The 24341-nt window shown below is 66.4% G+C and carries 21 protein-coding genes; 4 read left to right on the top strand and 17 right to left on the bottom strand.

All coding sequences use genetic code 11. The annotated features are described in order from the left end of the window. Positions 1 to 47: 47 nt before the first annotated feature. Positions 48 to 1187, top strand: a complete 1140-nt coding sequence (locus ACFPOB_RS19040) for a citrate synthase family protein (protein ID WP_377799943.1) — start codon at positions 48 to 50, stop codon at positions 1185 to 1187. Positions 1188 to 1195: 8 nt separating this feature from the next. Here ACFPOB_RS19040 and ACFPOB_RS19035 read toward each other — a convergent pair whose 3' ends face one another. From ACFPOB_RS19035 to ACFPOB_RS18990, 10 genes are all read right to left on the bottom strand, one after another. After that, a complete protein-coding gene (locus ACFPOB_RS19035) occupies positions 1196 to 2698 on the bottom strand; it encodes a lyase family protein (RefSeq protein WP_377799942.1) in 1503 nt (500 codons plus the stop codon). A gap of 70 nt (positions 2699 to 2768) precedes the next feature. Beyond that, positions 2769 to 3974 carry a class I SAM-dependent methyltransferase gene (locus tag ACFPOB_RS19030; RefSeq protein ID WP_465248448.1) on the bottom strand — a complete coding sequence of 402 codons (1206 nt, stop codon included), beginning with the start codon at positions 3972 to 3974 and terminating at the stop codon, positions 2769 to 2771. 189 nt (positions 3975 to 4163) lie between these two features. After that, complete coding sequence (locus ACFPOB_RS19025; protein WP_377799940.1) at positions 4164 to 5570, bottom strand: TRAP transporter large permease; 1407 nt, start codon at positions 5568 to 5570, stop codon at positions 4164 to 4166. 6 nt (positions 5571 to 5576) lie between these two features. Continuing rightward, positions 5577 to 6155 carry a TRAP transporter small permease gene (locus ACFPOB_RS19020; protein WP_377005878.1) on the bottom strand — a complete coding sequence of 193 codons (579 nt, stop codon included), beginning with the start codon at positions 6153 to 6155 and terminating at the stop codon, positions 5577 to 5579. Positions 6156 to 6281: 126 nt separating this feature from the next. Further along, positions 6282 to 7253 carry a sialic acid TRAP transporter substrate-binding protein SiaP gene (locus ACFPOB_RS19015; RefSeq protein WP_377799939.1) on the bottom strand — a complete coding sequence of 324 codons (972 nt, stop codon included), beginning with the start codon at positions 7251 to 7253 and terminating at the stop codon, positions 6282 to 6284. Positions 7254 to 7296: 43 nt separating this feature from the next. Further along, the gene (locus ACFPOB_RS19010; RefSeq protein WP_377799938.1) at positions 7297 to 8049 is read right to left on the bottom strand and encodes a FadR/GntR family transcriptional regulator; all 753 of its coding nucleotides are present in this window, start codon (positions 8047 to 8049) and stop codon (positions 7297 to 7299) included. Between the two features lie 129 nt (positions 8050 to 8178). Beyond that, on the bottom strand, positions 8179 to 8964 hold the full coding sequence (locus tag ACFPOB_RS19005; RefSeq protein ID WP_377799937.1) for an ABC transporter ATP-binding protein: 786 nt from the start codon (positions 8962 to 8964) through the stop codon (positions 8179 to 8181). Beyond that, positions 8961 to 9734, bottom strand: a complete 774-nt coding sequence (locus ACFPOB_RS19000; RefSeq protein ID WP_377799936.1) for an ABC transporter permease — start codon at positions 9732 to 9734, stop codon at positions 8961 to 8963. Before ACFPOB_RS19000 ends, ACFPOB_RS19005 begins: the two co-directional genes overlap by 4 nt. After that, a complete protein-coding gene (locus ACFPOB_RS18995; RefSeq protein ID WP_377799935.1) occupies positions 9731 to 10252 on the bottom strand; it encodes a mismatch-specific DNA-glycosylase in 522 nt (173 codons plus the stop codon). Before ACFPOB_RS18995 ends, ACFPOB_RS19000 begins: the two co-directional genes overlap by 4 nt. Then, positions 10249 to 11202 (bottom strand): ABC transporter substrate-binding protein, encoded by a 954-nt coding sequence (locus ACFPOB_RS18990; RefSeq protein ID WP_377799983.1) that lies wholly within the window; start codon positions 11200 to 11202, stop codon positions 10249 to 10251. Before ACFPOB_RS18990 ends, ACFPOB_RS18995 begins: the two co-directional genes overlap by 4 nt. A 251-nt stretch (positions 11203 to 11453) precedes the next feature. Between ACFPOB_RS18990 and ACFPOB_RS18985 the strand changes: the two genes are divergently transcribed. Then, positions 11454 to 13010, top strand: coding sequence for an acetolactate synthase large subunit (locus tag ACFPOB_RS18985; RefSeq protein WP_377799934.1), 1557 nt, complete (start codon positions 11454 to 11456; stop codon positions 13008 to 13010). Between the two features lie 99 nt (positions 13011 to 13109). Next, positions 13110 to 13616: a peptide-methionine (S)-S-oxide reductase MsrA gene (gene msrA / locus ACFPOB_RS18980; RefSeq protein ID WP_377799932.1), complete on the top strand. Its 507-nt coding sequence runs from the start codon at positions 13110 to 13112 to the stop codon at positions 13614 to 13616. Between the two features lie 151 nt (positions 13617 to 13767). Here msrA and ACFPOB_RS18975 read toward each other — a convergent pair whose 3' ends face one another. From ACFPOB_RS18975 to ACFPOB_RS18955, 5 genes are all read right to left on the bottom strand, one after another. Beyond that, the gene (locus ACFPOB_RS18975; RefSeq protein WP_377799931.1) at positions 13768 to 14808 is read right to left on the bottom strand and encodes a histone deacetylase family protein; all 1041 of its coding nucleotides are present in this window, start codon (positions 14806 to 14808) and stop codon (positions 13768 to 13770) included. Positions 14809 to 14879: 71 nt separating this feature from the next. Further along, positions 14880 to 17198: a putative bifunctional diguanylate cyclase/phosphodiesterase gene (locus ACFPOB_RS18970; protein ID WP_377799930.1), complete on the bottom strand. Its 2319-nt coding sequence runs from the start codon at positions 17196 to 17198 to the stop codon at positions 14880 to 14882. Positions 17199 to 17255: 57 nt separating this feature from the next. Continuing rightward, positions 17256 to 17867 carry a TetR/AcrR family transcriptional regulator gene (locus tag ACFPOB_RS18965; protein WP_377799929.1) on the bottom strand — a complete coding sequence of 204 codons (612 nt, stop codon included), beginning with the start codon at positions 17865 to 17867 and terminating at the stop codon, positions 17256 to 17258. Next, positions 17864 to 19039 carry an acyl-CoA dehydrogenase family protein gene (locus ACFPOB_RS18960; protein ID WP_377799928.1) on the bottom strand — a complete coding sequence of 392 codons (1176 nt, stop codon included), beginning with the start codon at positions 19037 to 19039 and terminating at the stop codon, positions 17864 to 17866. The genes ACFPOB_RS18965 and ACFPOB_RS18960 overlap by 4 nt, the downstream gene beginning before the upstream one ends. Positions 19040 to 19191: 152 nt before the next feature. Next, positions 19192 to 19455, bottom strand: coding sequence for a hypothetical protein (locus tag ACFPOB_RS18955; protein WP_377799926.1), 264 nt, complete (start codon positions 19453 to 19455; stop codon positions 19192 to 19194). Between the two features lie 251 nt (positions 19456 to 19706). Between ACFPOB_RS18955 and ACFPOB_RS18950 the strand changes: the two genes are divergently transcribed. Further along, complete coding sequence (locus tag ACFPOB_RS18950; protein ID WP_377799925.1) at positions 19707 to 20888, top strand: hypothetical protein; 1182 nt, start codon at positions 19707 to 19709, stop codon at positions 20886 to 20888. Between the two features lie 229 nt (positions 20889 to 21117). Here the strand turns inward: ACFPOB_RS18950 and ACFPOB_RS18945 are convergent, their stop codons facing one another. Next, the gene (locus ACFPOB_RS18945) at positions 21118 to 22131 is read right to left on the bottom strand and encodes a TRAP transporter substrate-binding protein (RefSeq protein ID WP_377799924.1); all 1014 of its coding nucleotides are present in this window, start codon (positions 22129 to 22131) and stop codon (positions 21118 to 21120) included. 298 nt (positions 22132 to 22429) lie between these two features. After that, a complete protein-coding gene (locus ACFPOB_RS18940; RefSeq protein ID WP_377799923.1) occupies positions 22430 to 24340 on the bottom strand; it encodes a TRAP transporter large permease in 1911 nt (636 codons plus the stop codon). Position 24341: the final 1 nt, after the last annotated feature.

The following is a 24341-nucleotide window of genomic DNA, read 5'->3' as shown; positions in this document are numbered from 1 at the left end:
CAACAATCAATCTTGAACAATATAATCAATATATCTAAGGAAGGGCGATGCAGGACTGGCTGACGGCACAGGAGGCGATGACGCGGCTCGGGCTGAAGCCGCAGACGCTCTACGCCTATGTCAGCCGCGGGCTGATCGAAGCGCGCGGCGACGAAGGCGATTCCAGGCGCAGCCTGTACCGTGCCGAGGACATCGCCCGGCTGGAGCATCGCAAGGCGCGCGGCCGGCGTCCGGCCGCGATCGCCGAGGATGCCATCGCCTATGGCGAGCCTGTCCTGTCTTCGAGCATCACCACGATCGAGCGCGGCGGCCTCTGGTATCGCGGGCAGGATGCGGCCCGCCTCGCCGAGAGCGCCAAGCTGGAAGACGTCGCGCGCCTGCTCTGGGATTGCGGCACGCAGCGCTTCCCGCCTCTGGCGACGATCGTGCCGCCGGGCGAGCCACTGGCGCGCGTCTTCGCGACGATCGCAGCGCGGACCGCGACCGACCGGCCTATGGTCGGGCGCGCCAAGAAGGCGCTCTATCTCGAAGCCGCCGCCGTGCTCGACACGCTGGTCGACGCGATCGCCGGTGGGCCGGGCGAAGGGCCGATCCATGCCCGGCTGGCCCGGGCCTGGGGTTGCGAAGCAAAAGGCGCCGAGCCGATCCGGCGGGCGCTCGTCCTGCTCGCGGACCATGAGCTCAACGCCTCGACCTTCGCCGCCCGCGTCACCGCCTCGACCGGCGCCTCGCTCGCCGCCTGCGCGCTGGCGGGGCTCGCGGCGCTTTCAGGGCCCTCGCATGGTGGTGTCGCGCCGCGCGTGCTGGCACTGATGCGGGAGATCGAGCGGGACGGGCTGGAGGCTGCGCTGGCGGCAAGGCTGGAGGCCGGCGCCAGGCTGCCCGGCTTCGGCCATCCGCTCTATCCCGACGGCGACCCGCGGGCGCGAGCCCTGTTCGCAGCGTTCGAGCCGCCGCCGGCCTATGCGCAGGCCCAGGCCGCCATCGCCGCCTTGACGGGCGAGGAACCGAACATCGACTTCGCGCTGTCGGCGCTGGCGGCGAAACTCGCATTGCCGGAGACCGCGCCGTTCCAGATCTTCGCCGCGGCGCGCTGCACCGGCTGGCTCGCTCATGCGCTGGAGCAGAACGAGACCGGCCGGCTGATCCGCCCGCGAGCCCGCTATGTCGGACGGGCGCCTGGCTGAGACTTCCGCTATTGCGCCTGGGCGCGCAGCGCCTCGAAATCCCTGTCGAGCCTGCCGAGCGAGTCGGCGATCCGCTCGCGCCGCTCCTTGATCCAGGTACCCTGCTCCGCGATCTTGCCCTTCGCCGCCGCCAGCATCCGCTCCATCTCGGCCGGCTGCGGGCCGCCTGCGGTTGCGCGGCTGCGTACGATCGCGACGGGGTCGAGCGCAGCGCGGAACTCGGCTTCGCTGATCGGCAGCTCCGCCGGATACTCCGTGCCCTTGACCGCCGCGGCATAGATCCGCTTCGCCTCGGCATAAGGAAAGTCGAGCGGCTTGATGTCGTGGTCCTTGGCGTGGGTCACGACCTCGGAGGCGAAGTGGTGGCCGACGCGGAAGGGCAGCCTGTATTTGCGCATCAGCAGGTCGGCGAGCTCCTGCGAGGCCGTCCAGTCGCCGTTCAATTCCTCAAGCGCCCGCTCGGGGCTGATCACCAGCCCCTTCAGGATGCGGTCCCAATTGGCGAGCACGGTGACCGCGCTCTTCACCATCGCGCTGTTGGGCCTGACATCCTTGGGGTCGCTCATCCCCGGCGTGATGTTGTGGGCCTGGATCGCGGCCCCCATGGCGAGCGAGAGCGCGGTCGAGGCCTGCTGGCGCGTGGTGTTGAGCAGGCCGGGATTGCGCTTCTGCGGCATGGCGCTGGAGACATAGGTGTTGCCGTCGCCTTCCTGCAGCAGCATCCAGGGCCGCGCGAAGGCGTATTGCGTCATCACGTCCTCGACGAAGGCGCCGGCATGCAGCGCGATGCTGGTGACGATCGCACCGGCCTCGACCGGATGTTCGGCCGAGGAGATCTGGCCGGCGTCATAGGCGTTGTCGACGATCGCCGCGAAGCCGAGATAATCGGCCATACGCTTGCGGTTGAGCGGCCAGCTCGTGCCGTTGAGCACGGTCGTGCCCATCGCCGAGCGGTCGATCCGGGCATAGGCCTCGCGAATGCGCTGCGCATCGCGTTCGAGGCCGGCGGCATGGCCGAGCAAAGTGTGGCCGAGGCTGTTCGGCTGGGCGGCGACGCCATTGGTGTAGTTCGGCACGATGGTCGCGGCGTGCTTCTCCGCCAGAGCGACCAGCGTCGCCGTGGTGCGGTTGAGCTGCTCGGCGAGCGCCAGCATGTCGTCGCGCAGGATCGCGGCACGGTAGGTCGCATGCATGTCCTGGCTCGAACGGCCGGCATGCAGCAGCGTGACCTCCTGCCCGCCAGCTGCGATCAGCAGCGGCTCGAAGCTGATCACAGTCGAAGGCCGCTTCGCGCCGGGCTTGGCACCGTCGCTCAGAACCTTGGACAGTCCGGCGGCGATGCGCGGCGCCAACACCTTGTCGAGCAGGCCCTCATCCGTGTTGATCACGGCCGTGGCCTTGTTGATCTCGCCGAGCCAAAAGAACTCGTCGCGGGGCTGGCGCTCCTGGGCGAGGGCTGGAAGAGCCGACATCTGCGCCGCTAGCGCGAGCGCCATCACCGATGATCGCATGCTTGACCTCCGCTGGCCCCCGCCGGGTCCGAACCTAGCGGCGGCACCGCGGCAGCTCAATCTCAAGCGCTCAGGCCGCTCGTTCGACCGGTTCAGCAGCCGCCCTGCCCTTGTCGGTCATGTAGTCGCGCGTCATCGGCAGCGTGCCGAGCCGCTTGGCGAGCTGGAGCTGGAAGACGACGAGGCCGTCATGGCGGAAGCTCGCCTCGGACGCAGCGAGATAGAACTCCCACATCCTGGCGAAACGTTCGTCATACATCGCCACCGCCTCCTGGCGATGGGCGAGGAAGCGCTCGCGCCAGGCCTTCAGCGTCTCGGCATAATGCAGGCGCAGCACCTCGACATCGGTGACGATCAGCCCCTCCTTCTCCACCGCCGCCGTGACTTCCGACAAAGCGGGGATATAGCCGCCGGGGAAGATGTACTTGGCGATGAAGGGATTGGTCGCTCCCGGCGGGGTGCTGCGGCCGATCGTGTGGATCAGCGCGACGCCGTCATCCTCGAGCAGGTCGCGGACCTTGCGGAAGTAGTCGCGGTAGTAGCCGACGCCGACATGCTCGAACATGCCGACCGAGACGATGCGGTCGAAACGCTCGGTCAGGGCGCGATAATCCTGCAGGCGGAACTCGACCGGAAGGCCCGATTCCTCGGCTCGTTTGCTGGACGCGGCGAGCTGTTCCTCGGAGAGGGTGATGCCGGTGACCTTCGCTCCGGTCTCCTTCGCGATCGAGAGGCCGAGCCCGCCCCAGCCGGAGCCAATGTCGAGCACGCGCTGGCCCGGCTTCAGCGCCAGCTTCGCCGCAATGCGGCGCTTCTTGGCGGCCTGCGCTTCTTCGAGCGTCGCACCCGGATGCTCGAAGAAGGCGCAGGAATATTGCCGGTCGGCATCGAGGAAGAGGCGGAAGAACTCGCTCTTCAGGTCGTAGTGGTGGTGGACGTTGCTCTTGGCCCAGGCCGGGGTGTTGTGCTGCTTCAAACGCCGCACCGCGGTGCGCAGGCGGCCCAGTGTCCCGGCCCAGACCGAGGGCGGCTGGCGAGACAGGCCGCAGACCAGGGTCTCCAGCAATTGGTAGATCGTGCCGCGTTCGACGATGATGCGGCCATCCATCACCGCCTCGCCGAGCGCGAGCTCGGGATCGAGGGCCAATCTGAACTCGGTTTCGCGGTCGGCGATACGCAACTTGACCGCAGGCACCGCACCTTGCCCGGCCGAATAGAGCGATCCGTCGGCGAATACGACGTCAATTCTGGGTTCCCGGACCAACCGGGACAACATCTTCGCAATCAGCGCCCGCATGGCTCCACCTCGCGGCAGTGCCCCTTCGCCACCAAAGATGGCGATCACTCGCGGCAGCGTAACAGAGGGTTCGGTGCAAGGCCGATCCCCGTCGGCTGCATGCTGCTGTCAACCTCCTGACAGGGAAATGGGGGCGGCCAGCCGATCTCGCCAGTCCGCCCCGCAAAGCTATCGGATCATGCCCATGGTGCGGGGCAGCCAGAGCGTCAGCTCGGGGATGAAGGTGATTGCGAGCAGCGCCGCGAAGAGCGGCACCAGCCAGGGCAGGATCGCCATGGTGGTGCGCTCGACCGAGAGCTTGGCGACGCGCGAAAGCACGAACAACACCATGCCGAGCGGCGGATGCAGCAATCCGATCATCAGGTTGAGCGTCAGGATCAGGCCAAAATGGATCGGGTCGACGCCGAGCTTCAGCGCGATCGGCAGCAGGATCGGCACGACGATGGTGATCGCCGCGATGGTGTCGAGGAAGCAGCCGATGAAGAGCAGCAGCAGGTTGACCAGGATCAGGAACACCCATTTGTTCTGGGTGAAGCCGAGGATCAGGTCGGAGAGCAGCTGCGCCGTCTGCGACACCGTCAGCAGCCAGGCGAAGATCGAGGCGGCGGTGACGATGAACAGCACCGAGGCCGTGGTCTCGATCGTATCGAATGTCGCCTTGGTCAGGCTGCGCATGGTCATCGAGCGGTAGCGGACCAGGCCGAGGAAGAGCGACCAGATCACCGCCGCGGCGGCGGCCTCGGTCGGCGTGAACCAGCCCATGGTCATGCCGCCGATCAGGATGACCGGCGTCATCAGCGCCATCACCGCCGAGAAGTCGAAATAGTAGTCGAGCGCCAACAGGACCGCGAGTGCGATGCCGATGGCGAGGTTGGGATCGAGCCCGGCGAAGACCAGCCCATAGGCCAGGACCGGGAAGCCCATGACGACCAGCACCTCGACGCCGGCCGAGCCGAGTTCGCGCAGCGAGAACTTGGTGTCCGAGCCCCATTTGTAGATGCGGGCGAAGATCGCGACTGTCACCATCATGAACAGCGTCATCATCACCCCGGGGATGACGCCGCCGAGGAAGAGCGCGCCGATCGAGGTGTTCGCCATCATGCCGTAGATGACGAAGGGCAAGGAGGGCGGGATGATCGGCCCGAGCGTCGCCGAGGCGGCGGTGACCCCGACCGCGACCTCGGCCGAGTAGCCATGGTCCTTCATCGCCTTGATCTCGATGGTGCCGATGCCGGCGGCGTCGGCGATCGCGGTGCCGGACATGCCGGAGAAGATCACCGAGCCGATAATGTTGACCTGCGCGAGGCCACCGCGCATCCAGCCGACCAGCGCGACGGCGAAGGAATAGATGCGGCCGGTGACGCCGGCGATGTTCATCAGGTTGCCGGCGAGGATGAAGAAGGGCACCGCCAGCAGCGGGAAGCTCTCGACGCCGGCGATCATGCGCTGGGCGAGGATCACGTCCGGCACCGTGCCGGAGACGAGGATGAAGGCGAGCGAGGCGACCGCCATCGAGATGGCGACGGGCACGCCGAGCACCATCAGGGTCAGGAAGGTCCCGATCAGGATCAGCATGGTCGATCAGGCCTCCGAGCCGTCGAAGGCCGAGGGACGCTCCAGCACGGAATAGCCGCGGCGCCAATTCTGCCAGGCAACCTGGATCGCGCGCAGCGTCATCAGCGCGAAGGCGATGACGACGGCGTAGAACACCACAGATTTCGGGAACTGGATCGTCGTCATCATCTCGTCGGGAATGAGCTGGGCATAGCGATGGGTCAGCACCGTGCCATAGGCGAAGAAGCCGATGCGGATGACATCGACGGCGGTCGAAAGCGCCCGGCCGGCGCCACGCGAGAGGTAGCGATAGAGGAAATCGACCTGGATATGGCGCGAGGCGCGCACGCAGAGCGAGGATCCCAGGAAGACGACGACGATCAGCGCATAGATCGCGATCTCCTCGGTCCAGGCGAAGCTGTCGTTGAGGACATAGCGGGTGAAGAACTGCGCCACGACGCAGGCGACCATCAGCCAGAAGGCTGCGAGCGTGAACCAGTCCTCGAGGCCATAGCCGGAAAGATCGGCCGGCGGCGGCGCCTCGTCGAAGACGTGGGCGATCTCCTCGCTGGTGACTTGGGTATGGACTTCCGGCGTCGTGGTCATGGCATGGTCTTTTCTTACGAAGGCGGCGTGCCAGGCGTCATTCTCGGGCGGAGCGAAGCGCAGACCCGAGAATCTCCTGAAAGAGATGCTCGGGCCAGGCCCGAGCATGACGAGCCCTTAGTCAGCTCACTTGATCGCCTGGATGCGCTCCCAGTCGGCCTTGCGATAGCCGAACTGCTCGAAGCTGACATTCTTTTGCACGGCGGCGAGGAAGTCTGCCTTGTCGATCTCGGTGACGGTCAGGCCGCGATCCTTGAAGACCTGCACGAGCTTGGTCTCGTCGGCCTGGATCTTCTTGGTCGCGCGCTCGGCTGCCTCCTGGGCGACGTCGGTGAAGATCTTCCTGTCCTCCGTCGAGAGCTTGGCCCAGAGCTGCTTCGAGACGACCGTGTTGAGGTGATCGACGATGTGCCCGGTCAGGATGATGTGCTTCTGGACCTCGTAGAACTTCTTGGCGTCGATGGTGTTGAGCGGGTTCTCCTGCGCCTCGACGGTGCCGTTCTGGAGCGCCAGATAGACCTCGGCGAAGGCGATCGGCGTGGTGTTGGCGCCGCAGGCGCGCGGCATGGCGAGATAGGCCGGCACGTCGGGCACGCGGATCTTCAGGCCCTTCATGTCGGCGCAGGTCTTGATCGGCTTGTTCGAGGTGGTGTGGCGCGTGCCGTAATAGGTTACGGCCAGGATCTGGTGGCCGCTCTTCTCCTCATAGCCCTTGGCCATCTCCTTGAAGACGTCGCTCTTCACATAGGCGAGGAGATGGTCGGGACCGCGGAAGATGAAGGGGTAGTAGGTCACGCCGATCGGCGGATAGGCGCGGGCGGCGAAGCTGGAGCCCGAGATGATCATGTCGACCGTGCCGAGCGTCAGGCCCTGGTTGATGTCGGTCTCCTTGCCCAGCTGCGAGGCCGGGTAGACCGTGATCTCGTATTTGCCGTTGGAGCGCTTCTTGATCTCCTCGGCGGCCCAGACCGACTCGGTGTGGAAGGGCTCGGAGGTCTCGTAGACATGGGCCCATTTCAGCTTGGTCTGGGCTTGCGCCGGGGCGCCGGCGAAGAGAGCGCCGGCGGCGAGCGCGGCGAGAGCGTAATGCAGTTTCATCGTCTGTCCTCCCTGAAGGTCACGAATAAGATCTGGCCTTGCGTCATTTGATCGGGCGCGGCCGGCGCTGACGCTCGCCTGCCCGCTTGAAGTCGGTGTCGCCGAAGCTCTGCGAAAAGCGCTCCTGCGAGGCCTGGAGATGGGCGCACATCGCCGCGCGTGCCGCCTCGCGGTCGCCGTTGGCGAGTGCAGCATGGATGGCACGATGCTCGCGCGCCGCCGAGCGCCACGAGTCCTCGTTCTCGAAATACTGCGCGAGCTGGCGGAAATACGGGCTCATGCGCTGGTCGAAAAGCTCGCCGACACAGCGCACCAGCACGGTGTTTCCCAGTATCGCCGCGATCTCGACATGGAAGGCGCGGTCGAGCGCGATCAGCTGCTCCGCCGGCAAACCGGGCTGCTCCATCTGGCCGAGGATGCCGGCAAGCCCGGCCAGCTGCGTGGGCGTCGCCTGCCCCGCCGCATCGGCCGCGACGGCGCCCTCGACCAGCCGGCGCGCCGCGAGCACCTCGAACGGCCCCTCGACGGGAAAGCCGGCGCCGGCGAGCTGTGCGGCTGCCTGGGCGGGATCAACGACGTAGACGCCCGAGCCCATGCGGATGCGGACGCGGCCCTCGACTTCCAGCGCGATCAGCGCCTCGCGCACCGAGGGGCGGGAAACGCCCAGTTTTTCCGCAAGTTCGCGTTCGGGCGGCAGGCGGCTGCCGACCGGGAATTCATGCTGGTCGATGAGATGGCGCAACTGATCGGCGATCTGCCGATACAGACGTGGCGACTCGACGACTGCGAGCGGCATCAGCTCCCCGGATCCTTCCCCGCGCCGCGCATCGTGGGCGGCATCGATTTGGCCATGTGGTCAGGCCAATTTCGGCATGGAAGGAACCACCATACCGGACCCGAGTCAACCGGTATGGTGGCTTGGTGGCTAGTGCCCTTCGGCCGCGAGCACAGCTTCGACCCGGATCTCCTCGACCAGCCGCTCCTTCAGCGCGACGAACTCCGGCGTGGTCTTGATCGTGTAGGGCCTGGGATGCGGCAGCTCGATCGGGATGTCGGCCTTGATCCGCCCCGGGCGAGCACTCATCACCACCACGCGGGAGCCGACGAAGATCGCCTCCTCGATGTCGTGAGTGACGAAGAGCACGGTCTTCTGCTCGCGCTCCCAGATGCCGAGCAGCATTTCCTGCATCAGCGCCCGGGTCTGGTTGTCGAGAGCGCCGAAGGGCTCGTCGAGCAGCAGGATCTTGGGATCGTTGGCGAGTGCCCTTGCGATCGCGGTGCGCTGCTGCATGCCGCCGGAAAGCTGCTTGGGGAAATGGTCGACGAAGCCGGCAAGCCCGACGCGCTCGGCCCATTTGCGGGCGATGTCGAGCCGCTCGCGCTCGGGCATGCCCTTTTCGCGCAGGCCGAAGGCGATGTTCTGCACCACGCTGAGCCAGGGAAAGAGCGTATAGCTCTGGAAGACGAAGCCGCGATCGGCGCCCGGCCCGGTGACGGGGGCGCCGTCGAGCAGGATCTTGCCCTCGCTCGCCGTCTCCAGCCCGCCGATGATGCGCAGCAGCGTCGACTTCCCGCAGCCGGAGGGGCCGAGGATCGTGATGAAGTCGTTGTCGGCGACGGTGAGCGAGGTCGGCATCAGCGCCCGCGTCGGCTGGCCCTTGCCGCGGGCCGGGAAGACCTTGCCGACCTGGTCGATCAGAAGCTTGCTCATGCCTGCGCCCACGGAAACAGGCGCTGGTTGACCGCCTTGAAGAGGAAATCCGAGATCAGACCGATAAGGCCGATGACGATGATGCCGAAGATGATCTGCCCGGTGTTGAGCAGCGCCTGGCTGTCGGTGATCATGTGGCCGATGCCGGAGGAGGAGCCGATCAGCTCGGCGACGATGACATAGGTCCAGGCCCAGCCGAGGACGAGGCGGAAAATCTCGGCGATCTCGGGCGCGGCATTGGGCAGGAGCACGCGGCGCACCACGGAGGAATCGCTGGCGCCCAATGTGTAGGCGGCGTCGACCAGGTCGCGCCTTATGCCGCCGACCGCGACCGCGATCATCAGCACGAGCTGGAAGAACGAGCCGATGAAGATGACGAGCAGCTTCTGCGTCTCGCCGATGCCGGCCCAGAGGATCAAGAGCGGGATGAAGGCCGAGGCCGGCAGATAGCGCGCGAAGGAGACGAAGGGCTCGAGGAAGGCCTCGATGGGCTTGTAGGCGCCCATCAGGATGCCGAGCGGCAGGGCGAAGACGACGGCGAGGACGAAACCGCCGACGACGCGCCAGATCGTCATGCCGATATCGACGATGAAGCCATGGTTGACGAGCAGGTTCCAGCCTTCGCCGACCATGGTCAGCGGATCGGCGAGGAACAGCTTCTGGACATAGCCGCCGAAGGTCGCGACCGACCAGACGACGACGAAGAGCGCGAAGAAGGCGATGCCGTAGCCGACACGGGCGGCAGCGGAGACCGGCTGAAGTGGTTTCATCGTCTAGAACTTGTTTCCTTCACGAGGGCGGCGAGTTCACGCCAGGGCTCGATGGACCAGTAGCCGGAGGCCGCCCCGGAGGTGGAGGGCAGGATGAAGACTCGGCTGCCTGCAAGGAGGGATGGCTGGAGACCATAGGCGAGCTTGAGTCCCTTCTCCTCACCCAGCGCCGCCTGGGCGGCACGCTTGCCGTTGAACGCGACGATCGCCGGAGCGAATTCACGAATCTTGGCCAGGAAGCGGACGCTATCGACATGGTGCCGCATCAGCGCCGTGTCCGGGCCGGACGTCGCCTTGGCGACATCGGTGAAGCCGATGCCGTATCGCGGCAGCTCCCGGAAATCCGAGGAACCGAGCGGCTCAGGGATCAGCCCGGTCTCGAACAGGGTCTTCCAGAACTTGTTGCCGGGGCCGGCATAATAGGCGCCCCGCCGGGCGGAGACCGCTCCGGCCTGCGTGCCGCAGAAGACGACACGCAGGCCGGCGGTCAGAACGTCCGGCAGGACGTCTTCGCTCACTTGCCGGCGACGTACTTGGTCTCGACCAGAGTGGCGATGTCGGGCTTGGCCTTGATCAGGCCGATCTCGAGCAGGAGGTCGGCCGCCTTGTTGGTGAAGGCCTGCCACTCGCCGGAGAAGAAGGCCTTGTTGCCGGCAGAGTCCGACCAGCGCAGATAGCCGGCCGACTTGCCGAACTGCTCGCCGGTCTGCTTCACGTCGGCGCCCATGATGCCATAGGCCTTAGCCTGGTCGGCCTTGATCAGCTCCAGCGCCTCGAAATAGCTCTTGGTCAGCGCGACGGCGGCCGCATCGTTCTCGGCCAGGAATTTCGGCGTGCAGCCGAAGGTGTCCATCACCATCGGATAGTCGAGGGTGGTGGCGATGATCTTGCCAGCCTCCGGCTTCTCGCGCACGGCCGAGAGATAGGGCTCATAGGTCATCGCCGCGTCGTTCTGGCCGGCGATGAAGGCCTGCGCCGCCGGGCCGGGCTCCATGTTGACGACGTTGACGTCCTTCACCGACATGCCGTTCTCCTTGAGGATCCAGGCGAGGGCGAAATAGGGCGAGGTGCCGGGCGCGGAGGCCGCGACCGTCTTGCCCTTGAGGTCCTTGATCGAGGCGGTCGAGCCGCGCACGGCCATGCCGTCGGCGCCATAGCTCTTGTCGAGCTGGAAGATCTGCTTGGTCTTGATGCCGGCTGCGTCCCAGACGATCCAGGTCTCGACCGTGGTCGCGGCGCACTGGATGTCGCCCGAGGCGATGGCGAGGTGGCGATCCTTCTGCGGGATCTTCTTGATCGAGACGTCGAGGCCGTTCCTGGCGAAGATGCCGGCCTCCTTGGCAAGGGTCAGCGGCGCGAAGCCGGTCCAGCCGGAAATGCCGATGTTGACCTTGGTCTGCGCCTGCGCGCCGCCCGCGGCGATGAGAGCCGCAAGACCGATCCCGGCCAGCGCCCCGATACGCTTCACACCTGTCATGACGAACCTCTTCCCCTCTTGTTCCCGCTTGCTGCGGACACCCCGGCCAACGCAGCCCGATCGTGTCCGATAAAGCAAGCTTCGTTCCAATTCACGTTAAATGCATATGCAATTCCGTCAAGGCGGCATCACCCGGACTTGGGGAAGCAATGACATTCTCTTGTTTGACACTCTCGTAGTGATCCCTTCCCCTCGCAGCATTCGGCGCAAAGCGCCCTTGGCTATCTAAGAGGTTCTCCCGGATGAATGGCGCCGACCGCCTGTGCGACACGCTGCTGGTCAACGATGTCGATGTCTGCTTCGCCAATCCCGGCACTTCGGAAATGCATTTCGTCGCGGCGCTCGACCGCAAGCCGCAGATGCGCTGCGTGCTCGGCCTGTTCGAGGGCGTGGTCACCGGTGCGGCCGACGGCTACGCCCGCATGGCCGACAAACCGGCGGCGACGCTGCTGCATTGCGGGCCGGGCATGGCCAACGCGCTCGCCAACATGCACAACGCCAGACGCGCCTGGACCCCGATGATCAACGTGGTCGGCGACCATGCGACCTACCATCTCCAGCACGATGCACCGTTGACCAGCGACATCGAGAGCCTCGCCCGGCCGATGTCGCAATTCGTGCGCCGCATCGCCTCGCCTGAGGATGTCGGCCCGGCGATCGGCGAAGCCTATGCCGCATCGCTGTCCTTGCCCGGCGTCACCACGGTAATCCTGCCGGCCGACTGCGCCTGGGGCAGCGTCGAGCCGGCGGAGCTGACGCGCACGCCGGTGCCGGCGCCCAGGCAGGTCGATGCGGCCCAGATCCGCGCGGTCGCCGGCCTGCTGCGCAAGCACGGCTCGCGCGCCGCGATCATGCTGACCGGCTCGGCGCTGCGCGAGGGACCGATGGCGATGGCGGCGCGGGTCTGCGCTGCGACCGGCGCGCAGATCTTCGCGCAGATGTCGAACGGGCGGATCGAGCGCGGCGCCGGCCGCGTCGCCATCCCGAAGGTGTTCTATCCGATCGACATGGCGCTGCAGCAGCTCAAGGACATCGACCTGCTCGTCCTGATCGGCGCCCAGGTGCCGGTCGGCTTCTTCGCCTATCCGGGCAAGCCCGGCCGGCTGGTGCACGAGAACTGCCAGGTCGAGCAACTGGCCGTGCCCGGCGACGACCTGCCGGGGACGATCGAGGCGCTGGCCGACGAGCTCTCGGCGCGGGCGACGCCGCCGGCCTTCATCGCCACGCCGCAGGCAGCCGACGGGGCCCTGCCGACCGGGACGCTCGACGCCGACAAGGTCTGCACCATCGTCGCCCGCCTTCTGCCCGAGAACGCGATCATCTGCGACGAGTCGGTCTCGTCGGGCCGCAGCTTCTACTATGACTGCCACGGCGCGCCCCAGCACGACTACATCCAGCTCACCGGCGGCTCGATCGGCGAAGGCATTCCTCTGTGTGTCGGCGCGGCGGTCGCCTGCCCCGACCGCAAGGTGATCGGCATGCAGGCCGACGGTTCCGGCATGTACACGGTCCAGGGCCTGTGGACGCAGGCGCGCGAGAATCTCGACGTCGTCACCGTCGTCTTCGCCAACCGGACCTATGCGATCCTGCATGGCGAGATGCGCAATGTCGGGGTCAACGATTTCGGCCGCAACGCCAAGCTGATGCTCAATCTCGACGAGCCGACGCTCGATTGGGTGTCGATGGCGAAGGGCATGGGCGTCGAGGCCGGCCGCGCCACGACGGCCGAGGAATTCACCAGGCTGTTCCAGGGGGCGCTCGGCCGCAAGGGGCCTTTCCTGATCGAGGCGGTGATCTGACAGCCCTCCCGATCAAGGCGTTGTCAGATGTAACCAAACGCAGCGACGTGGCGAATTCGCGTGCCTATGCTTATCTAGCCGCGATCAAGGAGGTTTCATATGACGGAACGTGCTGTACTCGCAGGCGGTTGCTTCTGGGGCATGCAGGACCTGATCCGCAAGCTCCCCGGCGTCGAGACGACCCGGGTCGGCTACACCGGCGGCGACGTGAAAAACGCGACCTATCGCAATCACGGAACCCATGCCGAAGGGATCGAGATCATCTTCGATCCCGCCAAGATCGGCTACCGGCAGCTGGTCGAGTTCTTCTTCCAGATCCACGACCCGACCACGCTGAACCGCCAGGGGAACGATCTCGGCACCAGCTACCGCTCCGGCATCTACTATGTCGACGAGGCGCAGAAGACGATCGCCGAGGAGGTGATCGCCGAGGTGAACGCGTCGGGCCGCTGGCCGGGCAAGGTGGTCACCGAGGTGAAGCCCGCGGGCGATTTCTGGGAGGCCGAGCCGGAGCACCAGGATTATCTCGAGCGCTACCCGGCCGGCTACACCTGCCACTGGGTCCGCCCGGACTGGGTGCTGCCGCGTCGCGAGGCGGCGGAGTAGCGGAGCCTTCTCCCCTCGGGGGGGAAGGTGGCAGCGCGAAGCGCTGACGCATGAGGGAAGGGTCGCGCAAGCGGCCCTTTTTTCGTCTCACCCGGTCAAAGCGCCCTCATCCCCCTGCCGGGACCTTCTCCCCCGAGGGGAGAAGGAAGGCCTACTTGAACCCGCCCAGGAACGCGTCGAGGCAATCGCCGATCGCCTCAATCGCGTAGCCACCTTCCTGCACCACCAGTGTCGGCAGGCCGAGCGCCTTCACCCGCTCGCCGATCGTGCCGAAATCGGCGGCCTCCAGCTTGAGCACGCCGATCGGATCGTCCTTATGGGCGTCGTAGCCGAGCGCGATCACCAGCGCCTCGGCGCCAAACTCGCGAATGGCGCGGCCGGCGCGGTCGACCGCCGCTTCCATCTCGGCGCCGCCGGCGCCAGGGGCGAGCGGCAAATTGAAGTTGAAACCTTCCCCTGGCCCGTAACCGCGCTCATCCTCATAACCGGTGAAGAAGGGGTAGTAGTTCACCGGATCGGCATGGACCGAGATGGTGAGCACGTCGTTCCGGCGATAGAAGATCTGCTGGGTGCCGTCGCCGTGATGGGCATCGACGTCCAGGATCGCGACCTTGCCGAACTTCGAGCGCAGGCGTTGCGCGGCGATCGCAGTATTGTTGAGATAGCAGAAGCCGGAGGCGCGATCGGCGCGGGCATGGTGCCCCGAGGGCCGGCAGAGCGAATAGACCGCCCGCTCGCCGGCGAGGATCGCCTCGGCGCCGGAGACCGCCGTCTCGGCCGAACGCAGGGTGGAGAGCCAGCAATGCTCGCCGACCGGCACCGACATGTCGCCGAGATACCAGCCCATCTGGCCGACAATGCCGGTCGGGCGGCAGGGCGGACGGACATCTTCGTCGGTGCGGCCGCTCCAATAGGGGAAGGTGTTGGGCCAGGCCTCGGGTCCGCGCTCGGGCAGAGCGAGCCAGCGCTGCCACAACCCTTCGAGGAAGCGGACGAAGCCTTCATCGTGGACGGCGAGGATCGGGCCGGTGCCATGCTCGGCCGGGCGCTCCGGCGCGATGCCGTGCTTGGCCAGCGCGCCGAGCAACCTCTCCGTCCGTTCCGGCAGGTCCTTCGGCGCGACGATCTGGCCGAAGCGCATATATTGCTGCGGATCGTGCTTGGACTGGTCGGGGTGATAGAAGGCACGCATGCGAGGCTCTCGACATCAAAACAGAGAGCAGCATAGCGCCACGAAAACCACACCGCGACCAGTGCGCCTGATCAGGCGGCGGCGCTATCTCCGTGCATGGCGTCGCCCTTGGGCAGCAGGTTGGGCAGCTGCAGCAGCCAGGGCACGCGGCCGGCCGGGGCAGGCCTGGCGTAGCGATAGCCCTGGGCGAAGCGGCAGCCCTGCTCCTTCAGGAAAGCTTCCTGCTCGGCGGTCTCCACGCCCTCGGCGATGACGTCGAGCCGCAGATCGGCCGCGAGCCGGATCAGCGCCCGCACGATCGCGGCGTCGCCGCCATTCTCGGTGACATGGCTGACGAAGCCACGGTCGATCTTGAGCGCGTCGACCGGGAAGCGCTTGAGATGGGTGAGCGAGGCGTAGCCGGTGCCGAAATCATCGAGCGCGACGCGCAGGCCTGCGGCGCGCAAGGTCTTCAGCGTGCGCTCGGCCTCGTCGGCATTGCGGGTTAGCAGTACCGTCTCGGTGACCTCGACACCGAAATGACTGGCCGGCACGCCGGCAGCGGCGAGCTGACCGAGCAGACGCTCCGGCAACGCCGGATCACGGAAGACGCTGGCAGCGAGGTTGACGGAGACATGGCCGACATCGAGCCCGGCATCGAGCCAGCTGCGCAGGTCGCCGATGGCGGCCGCGATGATCGCGTCGCTGATCCCGTTGGCGATCTCGGCGTCCTGGAAACCTTCCTGGAAGGCGGCGGCCGGAATGATGCCGCGCTCGGAATGGCGCCAGCGCGCCAGCGCCTCGAAGCCGACGATCCGCCCGGTGTCGACCGCGACCTGCGGTTGATAATAGGGCAGGATGCGTTCCTGCTTCAGCGCACCGGCGAGCCCTTGGCACACCGCGACGCGGCGCGCCATCGCGGCGCGCATCGCCGGCTCGTAGACGATCGCCATGTTGCGGCCGTTCGCCTTGGCCCGATAGAGCGCGAGATCGGCGTCCTTCATCAGTTCGACGCCGTCGCGATCATGCTCGGGCGCCAGCGCGATGCCGAGGCTCGCCCGCGTCGCGATCATCTGCCCGGCATGCTCGCAGGGCCGGCGCAGCACCTCGATCAGGGCCTCGCCTTTCACCAGCGCCTCAAACCCCGTCAACCGCTGCGTCGAGAGCACGACGAATTCGTCGCCGCCGAGCCGAGCGACCAGCTCGTCAGGGCCGATCGCGGCGGCGAGCCGCCTCGCCGCCTCGATCAGCAATGCGTCGCCAGCGTCATGGCCGAGCGTGTCGTTGATCGACTTGAAGTCGTCGAGATCGATCAGGAAGAGGCAGACCGCCCCACCCCTGCTCGCCATCCGCGTCAACGCCTGCTGCAGCCGCTCGCCGAACAGCAGGCGGTTCGGCAGACCGGTCAGCGCGTCATGCGTCGCCTGGCGGCGGGTGCGGGCTTCGGCCGCCTTGCGATCGGTGATGTCGACGATGCCGGCGACGACGGCGGGCGTTTCTCCGACCGGCAGCGTCGTCGCGGTGATCAGCACGTCGCGAACGGCGCCGCCGCCGTCGCGCACCTGAGCTTCATGCCCCTCGATCTGGTCGTGAGCGTGGAGCAGGCGGGCGATGACCCGGCGATTGCCGCCATCGAGCAGCACGTCCTGGACCTGCGCCTGCGCGACCTCGTCGCCGAAATAGCGCTTGGCGGCATCATTGCCGCGCAGGAAGCGGCCGTCGCCGCGCGAGGTGACGACGAGCGGGATCGGCACCGCCATGAAGATGCGCTCGATCATCGCCTGGCTGGCGCCGAGCTCGTCCTTGGCCTGGCGCTCGGCCTGGGTCGCCGCCCATTCGAGCCGGCGCAGGCGGTTGCCGTGGACGACGACCAGCCCGAGCGCGAAGTTGAGCATGACGAGGACGAGGATCAGCCCGGGCAAGGTCGACGGCATCGGCCCGTTGCCGAGATAGCCGGCGAGCATCAGCGCGCTGCAGCCGACCCCAAGCACAAGCGTCCAGCGGAAGGCGGTCGGCGCTACGAGGTAGAAGATCGAGGGCAGCATCAGCACAACGAAGAGCGCGAGATCGCTGCGGGACGACACCAGCAGCGCGACCATCAGCGCCGTCATGACCTCCCAGCCGATCAGGACGGCCTGCGCCTGCGAGAAAGCGGTCGCCCTGCGCACCAGCGCAAAGCACATGAGCGAGGCGAAGACGACCATCAGCCGCGCCGGGACGGCGACGAAGAAATGCGGCGTGCCGTGGAAGCGCCAGTCGCTGGCGAGGAAGAGCGTGTTGAGCACAGCCGAGATCAGGAAGATCAACCGGCACTGCCGCAACGTCTCGCCGAAGCGCGCATCTCGAAACGCCGCCTCGCGGGCGGAATCACGAAATTCGCCACCAAATCGAAACAGGCCATCGCGCGTCATGCCGTACCCTTGTCCGGCAGCGGTCAAGGGCGGGTTAAAACGGACGCCCGGCTCCCTTCAGGCCGTTTCAGCCGGCGCGACCAGGGCCGTGAGTTCGCCGGCGAGTTGCGCGATGTCGAAGCGCTCCGGCCGGTACCAGTCGACCGAGCCGTTCATCGCCCCAAGCAGGAAGAGCCGCAACCGCTCTGGCGCGATGCCGGGCGTGAGCGCTCTTGCACTAGCGAGCTCCTCGATCAGCGCCCGCCAGAGATCGTCGTAGGCGCGGCGCGTGCCGCGGACGCTCTCCGGCGTCGGGTTCTCGCCGAAGCTGAAGACCTTGATGCTGGCACAGGTATAGTCGGAATGGCCGTGCAGCGCGGCAAGATGCGCCGCGATCGCCGCTTCGAGCCGGCGGCGCATATCGGCCTTGCCGGTCGCGTCCAGGGCGGCGAGCACAGCGTCATGGACGAAGCCGACACCGTCATTGACCACCGCCTCGACGATCTCCTCCTTCGAACGGAAGTGGTGGTAGAGGCTGGCCTTGCGGATGCCGACCGCCTCGGCGATCTCGCGCAGGCTGGTCTGATGATAGCCGTTGCTGCGCAACAGGCGCGCTGCATGGTCGAGGATCAGGCGGCGCGCGCCGCCTTCGAGCTCCGCCCGCTCGGCGCGTCCGGTCACGACCGTCACAGCCGCTTCGCCACCTCTTCGAGCATGACCTCGGTGGCGCCGCCGCCGATCGCCTGGACGCGGGCGTCACGCGCCATGCGCTCGATCGCGCTCTCGCGCATGAAACCCATGCCGCCATGGAACTGGACGCAGGCGTACATGACTTCGTTGACCAGCTCGCCGCAATAGGCCTTGACCATCGAGACCTCGCGCGTCGCATCGAAATCCCTGGTATCGAGCCAGGCGGCATGGTGGACGAGCTGGCGCCCGGCCTCGACCTTGGCGGAGAGCATGGCGAGCTTCTGGCGGATCGCCTGCTTGTCCCAGAGCGGCGCGCCGAAGGCGGTGCGGGTGCGGACATAGTCGACCGTCAACTCGATCGCGGCCTGCGCCTCGCCCATCGCCATGGCGCCGATCACCGTGCGCTCGTTCTGGAAGTTGCTCATGATCGCGTAGAAGCCGCGGCCCTCGCCGCCGAGCAGGTTCTCGGCCGGGATCCGGCAGTCCTCGAAGACCAGCTCGGCCGTGTCGGAGGAGCGCCAGCCATGCTTGTCGAGGGCGCGGCTGACGCGGAAGCCCGGCGTGCCCTTCTCGACCAGGAACATCGAGACCGACTGCGACGGCTTGCCCGCAGGATCGGTCTTGGCGGCGACGCAGTAGAGATCGGCATGGACGCCATTGGTGATGAACATCTTGGCGCCGTTCAGCACGTAGCTGTCGCCCTCGCGCCGGGCCGTGGTGCGGATGCCCTTCACGTCGGAGCCGGCGTCGGGCTCGGTGACGGCGATGGCGCAGATCACCTTGCCGGCGACGATATCAGGCATCCAGCGGTCACGCTGCGCCTTGCTGCCGGCATTGAAGACATGGACCGAGGCCATGTCGGTGTGGACCAGCGCGGTGATGGCGAAGCCCGAGAAGGTCGAGCGGCCGAGCTCCTCGGCCAGCACCACGGTCGCGAGCGTATCGAGCTCGGAGCCGCCATACTCGGCGGGATAGCGGATGCCGAGAAAGCCGAGCTCGCCCATGCGGGCCAGCACCTGCCGCGGCACCATGCCAGCCTCTTCCCAGGCGAGACCGTGCGGCTTGACTTCGTTCGCGACGAAACGGCGCAGCTGGTCGCGCAGCGCCTCGTGCTCCTCGCCGAAATAGGGCGAGCGCAGCGTGCTGCCGCCGACCGCATCGAAACTGTCCATCGCCGCCATCATGCTCCGCTGTCTCCGCATAAAGCTAGCCTACCGATCGGCAGGTAGGCAATATCGGACCTTCGTCCATGAGAAGAGGGGCGACCAGCGCCCCTCTTCTCACCTTCCTCTGCGCCGCATGGTCCGCCGGCTCTCGTCAGGGGTCAGTTGCAACCGCAGCCATGCCCGCCATTGCCGATGCCGATGCCGCCGCGGCCGACGCTGACCTTGTTGCCGTTCAGGATGCCGTTGCCGCTCAGGACCGAGACGTTGTTGAGCACCTTGACGTTGGAGACGGCAGCCGTGACCGACGCCACCGAGGTAACGACACCGCCGAGAAGGCCGCCGCCGCGCCCACCCTTGCCGCCGGCGAGGGCGGGCGTGACGGAAAAGGCGGCGATCGAGGCAAGAACAATTGCGTATTTCATCTTTCTCTCCCTGCACTCGCTCCGGGCATCGAAGCGATATGCACGTTTTGGTTGTATTTTATTTTGAACGCAACCTATACACATCATTAACCATACTTGCTAGCCTTAACCGGCACCGCTCCCAATACATCAACCCAATTCTCCCAGATAATCGCTTATTATCTGAGATCTATTCTCCAAATTACATTCGATAACTTAGCTATATTAACGCTGCATTAGGCATAATCAGCTACTCTCTACTGAGAGGGGTAATGTTCATGCGTGCTGTCGGCTCAGTCTTCGCGCTCTTTTGCGCCCTGCTCAACGCCGTGCCGGCCGTCGCCCGAGACGATACGGCTGAGACTCTGGTCTCCACCGCCGTCGTCGGATTGCGCGGCGGCTTCGACTCCAGCCCGACCAACAGCAAGGGCGAGAAGGGCAGCCCGACACTGACGGGCTTCGCGAGCTGGAATTATCTGCGCGGCACGATGCAGGACAGCTACGGGCTCGACCTGCTGCTCATCGATACCCAATACGATCCGCGCCAGCTCGCCGCCAGCCGGCAGCACACGCTGACGCTGAAGCACGCGACCGGCATTGGCGAGAACCTCACCCTGCAATCCTCGCTCGCGCTCGAGAACGAGCAGACCTGGTCGCGCCGCCGCAGCAGCCTGACCTGGCGCGAGCGGCTCAATCTCAGCCTCGGCTCCTTCAGGCTCTTCGCCAATGCCGAGGCGCGGCTTGCCGCGCTGAACGAGCGCAACGTCTTCGCCCATGGCGATTTCCTGCCGCAGGACGAGAACCTCGCGACGCTCGGCATCACGCCCGGCATCGCCTGGCGCCAGGGCGACACCGAGATCGGCGTCTCCTTCATGGCGTCGCGGACCCGCTTCACCAACGGCATCGACTATCTCGGCCTGCGCCGCGACAATTACCGGCTGCAGCCGAACCTGTTCGTCTCGACTTCGCTCAAGGGCGCAAGCTTCGAGGCCTCGCTCTCGCCGCTGCAGATCATCTTCCCGGACAAGGAATTCGAGAACGAGAAGACGCTGCTCTATACGGCGAAGCTGCGCATTCCCAATGAGTGGCTGACGCTCGATCTGTCCTCGGGCCGCACGGTCGAGGACACCACCCTGCCCTTCGCGGTAATCAACCTTGTGACCCAGCACGAGGGCAAGCTCACCGCCCGCTTCAACGACACCAACGCGCTCTCGCTGAGCCTCCGGCAGAAGCTGGAGGACTATCTCGGGCTCGATGCAAAGACGCGGACCTCGAGCATCGGGCTCGACTATGCCCGCGGCCTCGGCAACGGCATGACCGCGACCGCATCGGCGGCCTGGCGCAGGACCAAGGACACGGGCCTGGAGGCAGTGCCGGCCTTCGTCGTCCAGCTTGGCCTGCAGAAGCAGCTCGACTTCAGCGAGCCGGGCAAGGGCGCGAAGAAGGGTGGCTGAGGCCCAGTCGTCATTGCGAGGAGCGAAAGCGACGAAGCAATCCAGAAAGGACAGCGCAAGCCATCCTGGATTGCTTCGCTTCGCTCGCAATGACGCGAAGGCGAGGACCGCGCTCCGTCATGCTCGGCCTTGTGCCGAGCATCCACGTCTTTACCACCGTCCTCGATCAAGACGTGGATGGTCGGGACAAGCCCGACCATGACGGCAGTGGTTCGGTCGTCCGAAGACCTCAGGCCAGCTTGCCGCCGACCGCCTTCTCCAGGATCGCCCAGGCCTCGTCGCCGTACTTGCCCTTCCACTCGCCGTAGAAGCCGGCCTTCTGCAGCGTGGCCCGGAATTCGTCGGCCTTGGTCTGGTTGATGACCATGCCCTTCGAGGTCAGCTCCGCCTGCAGGCCGGCATTGAGCTTGGCGACGTCGGCGCGCTCCAGCAAAGCCGCGGCGTCGATGTTCTTGGCGACGATCGTGCGCAGGTCCTGCGGCAGGCGCTCCCAGGCACGGCGATTGGCCAGGAACCAGAAGCCGTCCCACATATGGTTGGTGAGCGAGAGGTATTTCTGGACCTCGAACAGCTTGGCGGTCGCGATGATCGCAAGCGGGTTCTCCTGGCCATCGACGATCTTGGTCTGCAGCGCTGTGTAGACCTCGGCGAAGTTGATGCTGGCCGGGGCCGAGTCGAAGGCCTTGAACATCGAGGTCCAGAGCGGCGAGACCGGCACGCGGATCTTGAAGCCCTTGAGGTCGGCGGGCGAGTTGATCGGGCCCTTCGACGAGGTCATCTGGCGGAAGCCATTGTCCCAGATCTTGTCGAGGACATGCAGGTTCGCCTTGGCGATCTGGCCGCGCACATAGGCGCCGAGTTCGCCGTCCATCGCCTTCCAGACCGCGTCATAGTCCGGGAAGGCGAAGCCGATGCCGCTGACCGAGGCGTTCGGCACCAGGGTCGACAGGATCAGCGGCGACAGCGTGAAGAACTCGACGCCGCCGGAGCGGACCTGGTTCAGCATGTCGGTGTCGGAGCCGAGCTGGTTGTTCGGGAAGATCTGGATGACAACCCGGCCATTGGTCTCGGCCTTGATCTTCTCCATCGCCTCGGCGGCACGCACGTTCATCGGATGCGCCAGCGGCAGGTTGTTGGCGTATTTATAGGTGAATTCCGGCGTCTGGGCGCGGGCCACCGAGAAGGTGCCAATCGTGGCGGCGGCGGTGGCGCCCTGCAGGATCGTGCGGCGTGAGATCGACATGGTCTTTCCTCCCTGAAGGTTCTTCATTGGTCAGCGCGCCCCTGAGCGGGCGCATGAAGGCGTTTTGGTCATGCTGGCGCGGCACATACCGCTTGGGCAACTGATCGCGATGGCTGGCGGCCATACCGAACTGGCATGCCCCATTCAGCCCTCATCCTGAGGGGCCGCGGAGCGGCGTCTCGAAGGATGCTCCAGGAGGCTCCGCAGACATCTGAAACATCCTTCGAGACGCCATGCCTCCGGCATGGCTCCTCAGGATGAGGGCTCGCAGGAGAGGGCGACGTACCGGCCCTGCCCATCACAGGAACATCGTCGAGAAGGACGGGACATAGGCGATGATGGCAAGGCCGGCGAGCAAGGCCAGCAGATAGGGCCAGATCGCGCCCATCGCCTCGTCCGGTTCGACATTGCCGATCTTGCAGGCGATGTAGAAGCCGATGCCGATCGGCGGGGTCATCAGGCCGATGTTCATCGCGGTGACCACCACCATCGAATAGTGGACATCGTTGATGCCGAGGCTCTTGGCGATCGGGAACATCAGCGGCGCCATCAGCACGATCGCCGGCAGGCCCTCGAGCACGCAGCCGAGGATCATGAAGACGACGACCGTCACCGCCATGAAGCTGATCCAGCCGCCGGGCAGATGCGACATCGCGGTGGCAAGGTCGCGGGCGAAACCGGTCTGTGTCAGGGCCCAGGCCATCGCCGAGGCGGTGCCCAAAATCAGCAGGATCGCACCCGAGAGCGCCGCGGTCTCGACCAGCATGCCATAGAAGGTGCGCCAGCTGATGCCGCCATAGAGGATGATGCCGACGATCAGCGCGTAGAGCACGGCGATCGTCGAGACCTCGGTCGCGGTGGCGACGCCGCCGCCGACCGCGCTGCGGATCAGGAAGGGCAGGACGAGCGCGGGCGCCGCGACCAGCGCCGTCTTCCAGATCACGGTGAAAGGCGCACGGCGCACGCCCTTCAGCATTTCGCCGCGCGCCTTCCAGCGCGCCAGGATGGCGAGCACGAGCAGCAGCACGGTCGCGACGACGAGGCCGTTGGTGAAGAGCCCGGCGATCGAGACGCCGGCGACCGAGCCGAGCACGATCAGCACGATCGAGGGCGGCACCGTCTCGGCCATGGCTGCGCCGGTCGAGAGCAGCGCGATCAGTTCCCTGGGCTGATAGCCGCGCCGCTTCATCTCAGGGAACAGGGCCGGCGCCACCGTCGCCATGTCGGAGACCTTGGAGCCGGAAATGCCGGAGACCAGGAAGAGCGAGCCGAGCAGCACATAGGACATGCCGGCGCGGACATGGCCCAGCAGCGAAGCCAGGAAGTCGACGATCGCCTTGCCCATGCCGGTCGAGTCGAGCACGCAGCCGAGCAGCACAAAGATCGGCACCGAAAGCAGGATCAGGCTCGACATGCCCTCGTCCATGCGCCCGATCATCACGAAGATCGGCACGCTGGTGCTGAACGACAGGAAGCAGAGCGCCCCCAGCCCGAAGCAGAAGGCGATCGGCACGCCGGCGACGAGGCAGAGGCCGACGACACCGAGCAGGAAGATGGCGATGTTGACGTAGCCCAGCGTCTTGAACACCGGCGTCAGCAGGAAGAAGGCGGCCGCGACGAGGCCGATCACCGCAGCCGAGATCAGGAGATCGCGCAGCGTGCAGGTCCGGACCGCATAGGTCAGCACCAGCGCCAGCATGGCGATGATGCCGAAGGCGATCGCCGAGACGCGATAGCTCGAGGGAATGTTGAGCGCCGCCGAGGTGACGTAGGATTCCTCGATGACATAGTCGATCGCCGGCCAGGTCATCACCGCGAGGAAGGTCGCGACCGCGAGCAGACCGAAAGCGTGGGCGAGACCGCGCAGGCGCTCGGGCAGCATGCCGACGAACAGCGTCAGGCGCAGATGCTCATTGCGGTCGATCGCGATGGCGGCGCCGAGCATGGCGAGCCAGAGGAAGCAGATCGAGGCGGCCTCGTCGATCCAGACCACCGGGATCGACAGGACATAGCGCGAGGTCACGCCGGCGAGCAGAAGCGTGACGATGGCGACGAGCAGGCACGCGGCGATCACCTCGAGCGGACGCACCAGCGCCGAGCCGACGCGCTTCGGGGTATGGTCGAGACTCTCCAGGACCGCGGCGACGCCGTCGCTAGAGTTTGCGCTGGCATGCGCGCCAGCGGCCGCGCCCGTGCTTGTCTCGGCCATA

The sequence above is a fragment of the Allobosea eneae genome, from assembly GCF_042657265.1.
Classification (GTDB): domain Bacteria; phylum Pseudomonadota; class Alphaproteobacteria; order Rhizobiales; family Beijerinckiaceae; genus Allobosea; species Allobosea eneae.
The sequence above is the reverse complement of the archived record's forward strand: the minus strand, read 5'-3'. Positions and strand labels throughout refer to the sequence as shown.